This is a genomic window from Rickettsiales endosymbiont of Peranema trichophorum (genome assembly GCF_004210275.1).
Classification (GTDB): domain Bacteria; phylum Pseudomonadota; class Alphaproteobacteria; order Rickettsiales; family Midichloriaceae; genus RICK02.
The window spans coordinates 1-6,749 of record NZ_SCFA01000088.1; the positions used below are offsets into that span (position 1 = coordinate 1).

Here is a 6,749-nt window from a genome sequence, read left to right on the forward strand (position 1 = left end):
TCCAAAACAAGAATGCATCCTGGAATAAAGGCTGTTACAGATACTGGATATCAAGGTATACAAAAGCTACATGCTAGGTCTGAATTGCCAAAGAAGAAGAGCAAGAAGAGTCCATTAACAATGGAGGATAAAAAGAAGAATAGAGAACTTGCAAGTGAAAGAGTAACAAATGAGAATGTTATTGGGATGCTCAAACGATTTAAGATTATCTCTGACAAATACAGAAATAGAGTAAAAGATTTGGGCTAAGGTTCAATTTGATTGCAGGAATTTATAATATGGAGTTGTAAATATCAGGTTATGCAAGAGGTCTATTTAAGCATTCTGCCTTCGCTCCGCACCCGGGAGCTCGACCTTCAGCCCTAAGGCTTTCGAGGTCATCTATGTGTTTGCGAAGTAGTAAAATAAATAGACTATAGGCAATGGTATGTGCTAGCCTAGATATGAGGGTTAAAGTAAAAGGGAAAGAGGAAAAAGTATGCCACCAAAAGCAGCAGCAAAACCACAAGCGCCAAATATCGTAACATCCCAACAGCCAAAACCAAAAGCAAAGGCACAGGCAGCAAAACCAAAGGCAAAACCACAAGCGCCAAATATCGTAACATCCCAACAGCCAAAACCAAAAGCAAAGGCACAACCAGCAGCACACCCTCCAGCAGGCCTAAATAGAGGGAATCATAGACATGAAGATGAGCATTTGCATGTGAATCTTGGTAAAGGTGGAATGAGGGAACCAGCAGATGTACCTGAGTACCTGAAGGGCCGTTTAAATGCTTTAAATACAATTGCCGGAGTGTTCTCTACCCATCCATATACAGCAGTTGCTGAGTGTGACACAATTAGTGATCAACTGTGTGTCTGTCCGACTGGGGATAGCCGGTTCAATGATCCAGGAATATGCCGTAATACTTTTAGGAGTTTCTGTCGATTTGTGGGGAGTCAATCTAATGGGGGGCTACCGGAGGAGAGTGCTTGTAGGGATTTTTTTAATGCTATGTTAGAAACTGGAAATCAGCGTTTGATGGGAATATTGCAAAGAGAAGGTGGAAGAGTAGAAGAGTATATTAGTTTATCGATACGACCAGCTCCCATTGGAGGTCATGGTTTTTCAGAATATCAGGTATTGAAAAACATATATAGTAGTTGGGATGGAACTCCAGGGCAATTAAAGGCAATTCTCGATGCATGTCAGAAAGATCATGCCTTAGCAGCTCAATTACCGATAGAAATAGTGCGTAGTATGTTGTACACGATGTTTCCGGAGGAAGAGCTTCGAAATTTAGTGAATTCAGCACCAGACTTACTGAATAAACGAATTGTTGTGATGTCTGGAATAGGACAAGGAGGTCACCCAGACCTGAGAGGTGTAAAGTATTTCAGAGACAAACGTGAACCAGGTCAGCCCATTCCTAACTGTTTCAACATTGGTCTATCTAAATCTTCAGTATTTAAAGAATATAAAGCAGCTTCAGGAAAAGAAGAAAGGGCTCCAGAGTACTGTTGTGCTTGTTGTACGGCGGAGAGAGAAGTGTTGATGAAGCATGCTGGAGTGGCCATTAACGTAGGAGGTATTTCTTATGACAATTTCCCAGATGCTCGTTACACTTTACCAAGTAACATAAGGGGCAATCAGGAATTAACTAGGCATTATTGTGATACCCTATACAGTATTGCCCAACTTAAGGTGAATGTTGATCCCGTTGAGCTAGGAGCACTCAAAACACAACTTGAGGGGATCGCTGGGCGACGATTGCGGGTTAGCAGCGACACACGACAAGTGCTGGATGCTAAGATGAGGGAACGCCTTAGAAAAGCAGCAGCATTATCATCAGTGTGGGGTACAGTAAAGCCTGATGTGCAAGATCCACTTGAAGAGCTCGAATCAATAGAAGATAATTTACTGATTGCGATACACGATAACCCGAATGAGGCAAGTAAGAAGCGAGCGATAATATCAATACTGCGTCGACTATCTGCACTTGAGGATCGACTTACACCAAGTACAAAGAGCACTGTCGGTGAAGCTAAGACAAGGCGAAGCCTCATCGAGAGAGTCGTCAGGCAGTATGGAGAGATAGAGAGTTATCTTGGATCAGAGACTTTTGAAAAACTGAAAAATGATGTCAAATCTGCCATTCTAGTAGAGAAGGAGATTGAGAGGTTGGCAGTGTGCAAGACAAGAGGCGAGTTCGATAAAGAGGTATTAGAGATACAGCGAATAGATGATTTCTGTAAATTGAAGAAGGGTGCACAGCGGACATACATGTATCAGATTAATAGGATGAGGGCCGATGTTGCAAAGAAAGAGTTGAATGACAAAGCAGGAACGTTAGAAAGAATTGAGAAAAGATTAAATAATACAGATAAGGAGCTAACAATAGAACAGAAAAAAAACCTCATGAAAGAAATAGGTAAGGTCGAAAGGTGGTTAGGGAGTTCAGGGTTAAATGCTGGTGAAAAGAGGGAGTGGAGGGAAAGAATTGGTGGATTGGAGAGCAGGATAGCACCTCAAGCACACCCAATAGAGGCCGACGGGCCGAAGGAGGAACCCAAGCCAAAGCCCAAGCCAAAGCCCAAATCAGGAAATAAGAAGGCTAACCTTAGAAGAGATGAGAAATCATACATGCAAGAGAGATTGGGTGTAGATGTATCGAACTTGAACTTAGGGGAGAGTGTGACGAGGCTAAATGGAGAAGAGTATCGAGAAAAGATACAAAATATGCTGGAAGATTCAGCATTAAAAGCTAATGATAATAGTATACTCACTACTCCAAGAAGTGGTGATACACGAACTACTACGCGCGACAAATGGGTTGAAAAGATAGGAAGGGAAAGGGATCGACATCCTGTAGTCACACTCATTCCAGAATCTGAGCATGTTCGGGACCATTCCAAAAACATCGACAATATTATTTCCTCAATACAGGACAACCAACTTCCTCCTAAGACGGTAATATGTCTGGAACGCAAGCAGGAGGGAGAGAATTTAGGTATGAAAGATGTGATACTGTTATCGAAGATACTGGAACACAATAAAAGTGCTCTTCAAAAGGACAAGATAGCTCTACCAGCTGGTATAGAAAACACGCCAATTTACAAGGACGCAGAACTTTACAGTCTGGCACAAGAGCGTGGTATTCCAATAATAGGCATAGAAGGTAAAGGCCTGCCTGATAAGTATTCGCCCAATGGAACTGTAGAAGAGTCAAATGCCTACAACAAGGCAAGAGAAGCATACATGGTCTCGCAGATATCAGACATAGTGAGTAAAGGGTACAACGTATTGTGCCCTATAGGAGCGTCGCATGAAGGCAATGTGAGGTCTGAGTTAGTGGATAAAGGTATGAAAGTTGATATAAAGGATGCATTAAGAGTACAAACGAGGCACAGGAGGCATCGAGAGGGAGTCACTTTTGAGAATGGCCAGGATTCGATGAGAACAAAGTGACGTAACTTTATTAAAGGTAGTAAGACAAGTACCATATGGTATCCTTGGAGATCGAGGAGTATTTGGTGCTGTGTGCTTGAATTAGTGATATATTTCTTGAAGATTAATAGTAAGAGCTATAGAGTGTAGGGATTTAGAAGAAATAATTGATAGGATATGAAGAAAAAAGCAAGACAATTAAGAATTGATATGCATTACGAAGATTTTGTGAAATTTCAGAAGAGTTTCAAGTCTGGAGAAGTAGAGCAGTTCATCACAAGATTCAGAGAGGAACATTTTGAGCATAATCTGTCAAGGGATGATGTGCTGGGTTTGTGTCTAAATCGAATCATACGGAGTGATTGGATAGATAGTGGAATGGTAGACATGGCGAGAGCTGTGTTGTCGATACCACATAAGGATAACATTCTGACAACGGTACATAAGGGGGATGAGAGTAGTATTATGTTAGTGTTAAAGAAGTACTGTACAGCTGATATGATGACAATGATATTAAATTATCTAGAACACGCCCAAGAGGAACTAGTAGTACTGGAAGGTTTGGAGTTGTTGCGAATGCGGGATATTGTTAATACTGCGGGGCCGTATAAATATTCGGTGGAAGAGAACATAGAATATGTTAGGGAGCGTTTTGTGAGTAGGTTGTATACAGCAGAGTCTACGGAGGAGTGGTGTAGGAGCTTTGACTCTTCGAGCAGATTCAAGGCCCTAGAATATATGAAGATGTTTGAAGGAAGAGAAGGGGAAGTTGGAGGGAATGAAGGCATAATAGGAAGGTTTAGAGAGAGTGTAAGAAATGACGATCTGAAAGGGTTGAAAGAGGTTATGGCTGGAGAGGGTGTATTAGATGAGGCGATAATGAAAGGGCTCTTTTTGCTAGCAAGTCGAGAGGGGAGTGTGGATGTGTTTAGGCATATGGCAGAAGAGGGGAACAGAGGAGTGTGGTGCAACAGGCTTGTGAAACAGCTAGCTTTTACGGGTGCATCACGTAACGGTCGTTTGGAGATATTGAGATTGTTATTAGAGAGTGATGACATATCAGATTTACTAGAGGCTTACACTATATTTGACAGTATATTGAATGGTCAGAAGGAAGTTGTGAGGTTTTTGATGTCGCATCACAAAGAGGATAATTGGAGTAGTACTGGGAAGAATGTATTGCAGGAGAGTGCCTATAGGAAGCAACTTGAGATAGTGAAGATGTTATTGGATGAATTTGGAGTGGGAGTTGATTCAGTAGGAGAGGATAGATGTACGGCGTTGTGGATATCCTGCATGTATGATGACGTAGAGACGGTAAAGTTGTTGCTGTTGCACGGAGCGGATGTGAATAGAGTTGTAGGGAATGTCGGTAGGACGATTTTACATGAAGTGATTGAGGTTAGCGCTAGATTGGATAAAAGGGCGGAGACGAGTATACTTGAGACTATAGGCGTATTGATAGGAGTTGGTCATGGAGATGTGAGGAGTAGAGACGATGAGGGGAATACAAGTCTGCACTTGGCGTGTGGTGCCAGAAAAGGTGATGTTGAGGGTAGTACAAAAGATATGACAAGGATTATGTCATTGCTGGTACAGTATGGAGGTGAAGTAAATGCGTTGAACAACGATGGGAAAGAGGCAAGCGCCTATGTGATGCGTGAGAATCTGAAAGCGTATGAGAGTGCTGTGTCGGAGGGTTTGAAGGTGATAAGTCAGAACAAGGTGTTGCTATCGAGTATATTGAAATATAGCATAATGTTAGAAGGATTAGGGGAGTTACCATTGTCAGTGACGGATATAATAAGCGAATATGCTGGGGGATATGGAGAGAGATTAGATGATGAGGAAGTGGATAGGTTAAAGGAGGTGCTGAATAAGAGGAGTGGGAGTGTAAAGGTATGCTTTGTGAGTGTGAGATATGAGAACAAGGTACATGGATTAATAGGGAGCAGTATAGGAACAGATCTGTTGTACACAGCGCATGAGGTAGGAGGGCAGACATTACACGATGCGTTGTTAGAGGTGATGTACGAGGAAGAGGAAGCGCTATCTTTATTGAGAAGAGCGAAGGAGATAGGAAGTAAAGGGTTGGTGCTGGAGATAATGGGAGGTCTAAAGGGCCTAAGTGGTTTTCAGGAGGCTGGAGGTGTTGAGCCCATTTGCGAAGGAGTACTGGTGGTTCGGAGCATCATGAAAAAAGGGGGAGGAATGAATGGACAACGAACCACCGAGATGGCTGGTATTTCACACGAAAAAATTACGATGTCAAGTACTATTAATAGTGTCATTGAAGAATTAAGCAATAAATTAGATATCGCCTGGAAATACAAGCAGTTTGTCTACAAGGCAGAAATCAGTAGATTTAACGAAATATTGCAAGGAAATAACTTAGATGCATCGACATCTGTAGATATATTGCGTAATTATGGGGAATTTAAGAAGGGCGTGCTGTTGAAATTACATCCTGATAAGGGAGGGAAAGCGGAAGATTTTGCATTTGCAAGAGAATTACAGCAGAAAATGAGCTCTGATGTTGATATCAAGGGAATAATAGCAGAGAAAGTAGCGAAAGTGGAAGTAGCTATGTACAAAGCAACAGTAGGCATCAAAGTAGCCGATACTGTTGTGGATGTACTAAGAGCTGTTAATCAACCAACGCTGGAGAACGGTAAGAAAGTAGTATTTGACATGGTGAATGTGTATGGAATGTACAAGGGGTTGAACGGTTACGGATTAGTAATAGGAGGGTTAGAAGCTGGTTATCAAGCATACCAAGGGGAATACGGAGAGGCGGTAAAGCATTTAGCTATTGCGGGAGCCTATATGGTGCTACCTACGGTGATGGGGGCAACGGGATTACCGTACGCAGGCTTGTTCTTTGCAGCAGGAATGACATCGTATAGTGGTTACCATCTGATGTGGAATGTATATAGTCTGTACATAGAGTACACGTGTGAAGAGAATGCAGCGAGATCAGAATCTGCATATGGAGAGGTGTACAACCTGTTGGAACGGAGTCCATTACAATACATATATGGATTTGATAGTTTTAGAGAGGAGGATGAGGGATTGATGGAAGGAGGAGAGGAAGCACAAGGATTGCAGGAAGCACTGTATAATGTCATTACATAGCAACACACAGCAGTAACAAGATGACCCAAAAAGCAAGGAAAACAAAGCGGATCAAGTACGACGACGTATACATGATCAATCCCCTCATTGACGTCGCCTTTAAGAAGATCTTTGGGGTTGAGGCCAATTCTGACATACTGATATCATTGCTAAACTCTATAGTATCTGAGGAAGATCAGATAAGCGA

Annotated in this window: 3 protein-coding genes and 1 pseudogene; all 4 read left to right on the forward strand. The window is 42.2% G+C overall.

The window, feature by feature from the left end; genetic code table 11:
• Window positions 1-290: pseudogene (locus tag EDM53_RS04650) on the forward strand (transposase family protein); the annotation flags it as partial.
• A gap of 188 nt (window positions 291-478) precedes the next feature.
• Window positions 479-3,448, forward strand: a complete 2,970-nt coding sequence (locus tag EDM53_RS04655; RefSeq protein WP_130122500.1) for a hypothetical protein — start codon at window positions 479-481, stop codon at window positions 3,446-3,448.
• 156 nt (window positions 3,449-3,604) lie between these two features.
• Window positions 3,605-6,562 (forward strand): ankyrin repeat domain-containing protein, encoded by a 2,958-nt coding sequence (locus tag EDM53_RS04660; protein ID WP_130122501.1) that lies wholly within the window; start codon window positions 3,605-3,607, stop codon window positions 6,560-6,562.
• A gap of 71 nt (window positions 6,563-6,633) precedes the next feature.
• The coding region (locus EDM53_RS04665; protein WP_242507885.1) for an Rpn family recombination-promoting nuclease/putative transposase at window positions 6,634-6,749 on the forward strand (116 nt) is incomplete at its 3' end.

Excerpts from the sequence above, each read along its gene's own strand:
- EDM53_RS04660 (WP_130122501.1), top strand. The coding sequence starts at position 3,605 with ATGAAGAAAAAAGCAAGACAATTAAGAATTGATATGCATTACGAAGAT.
- EDM53_RS04655 (WP_130122500.1), top strand. The coding sequence starts at position 479 with ATGCCACCAAAAGCAGCAGCAAAACCACAAGCGCCAAATATCGTAACA.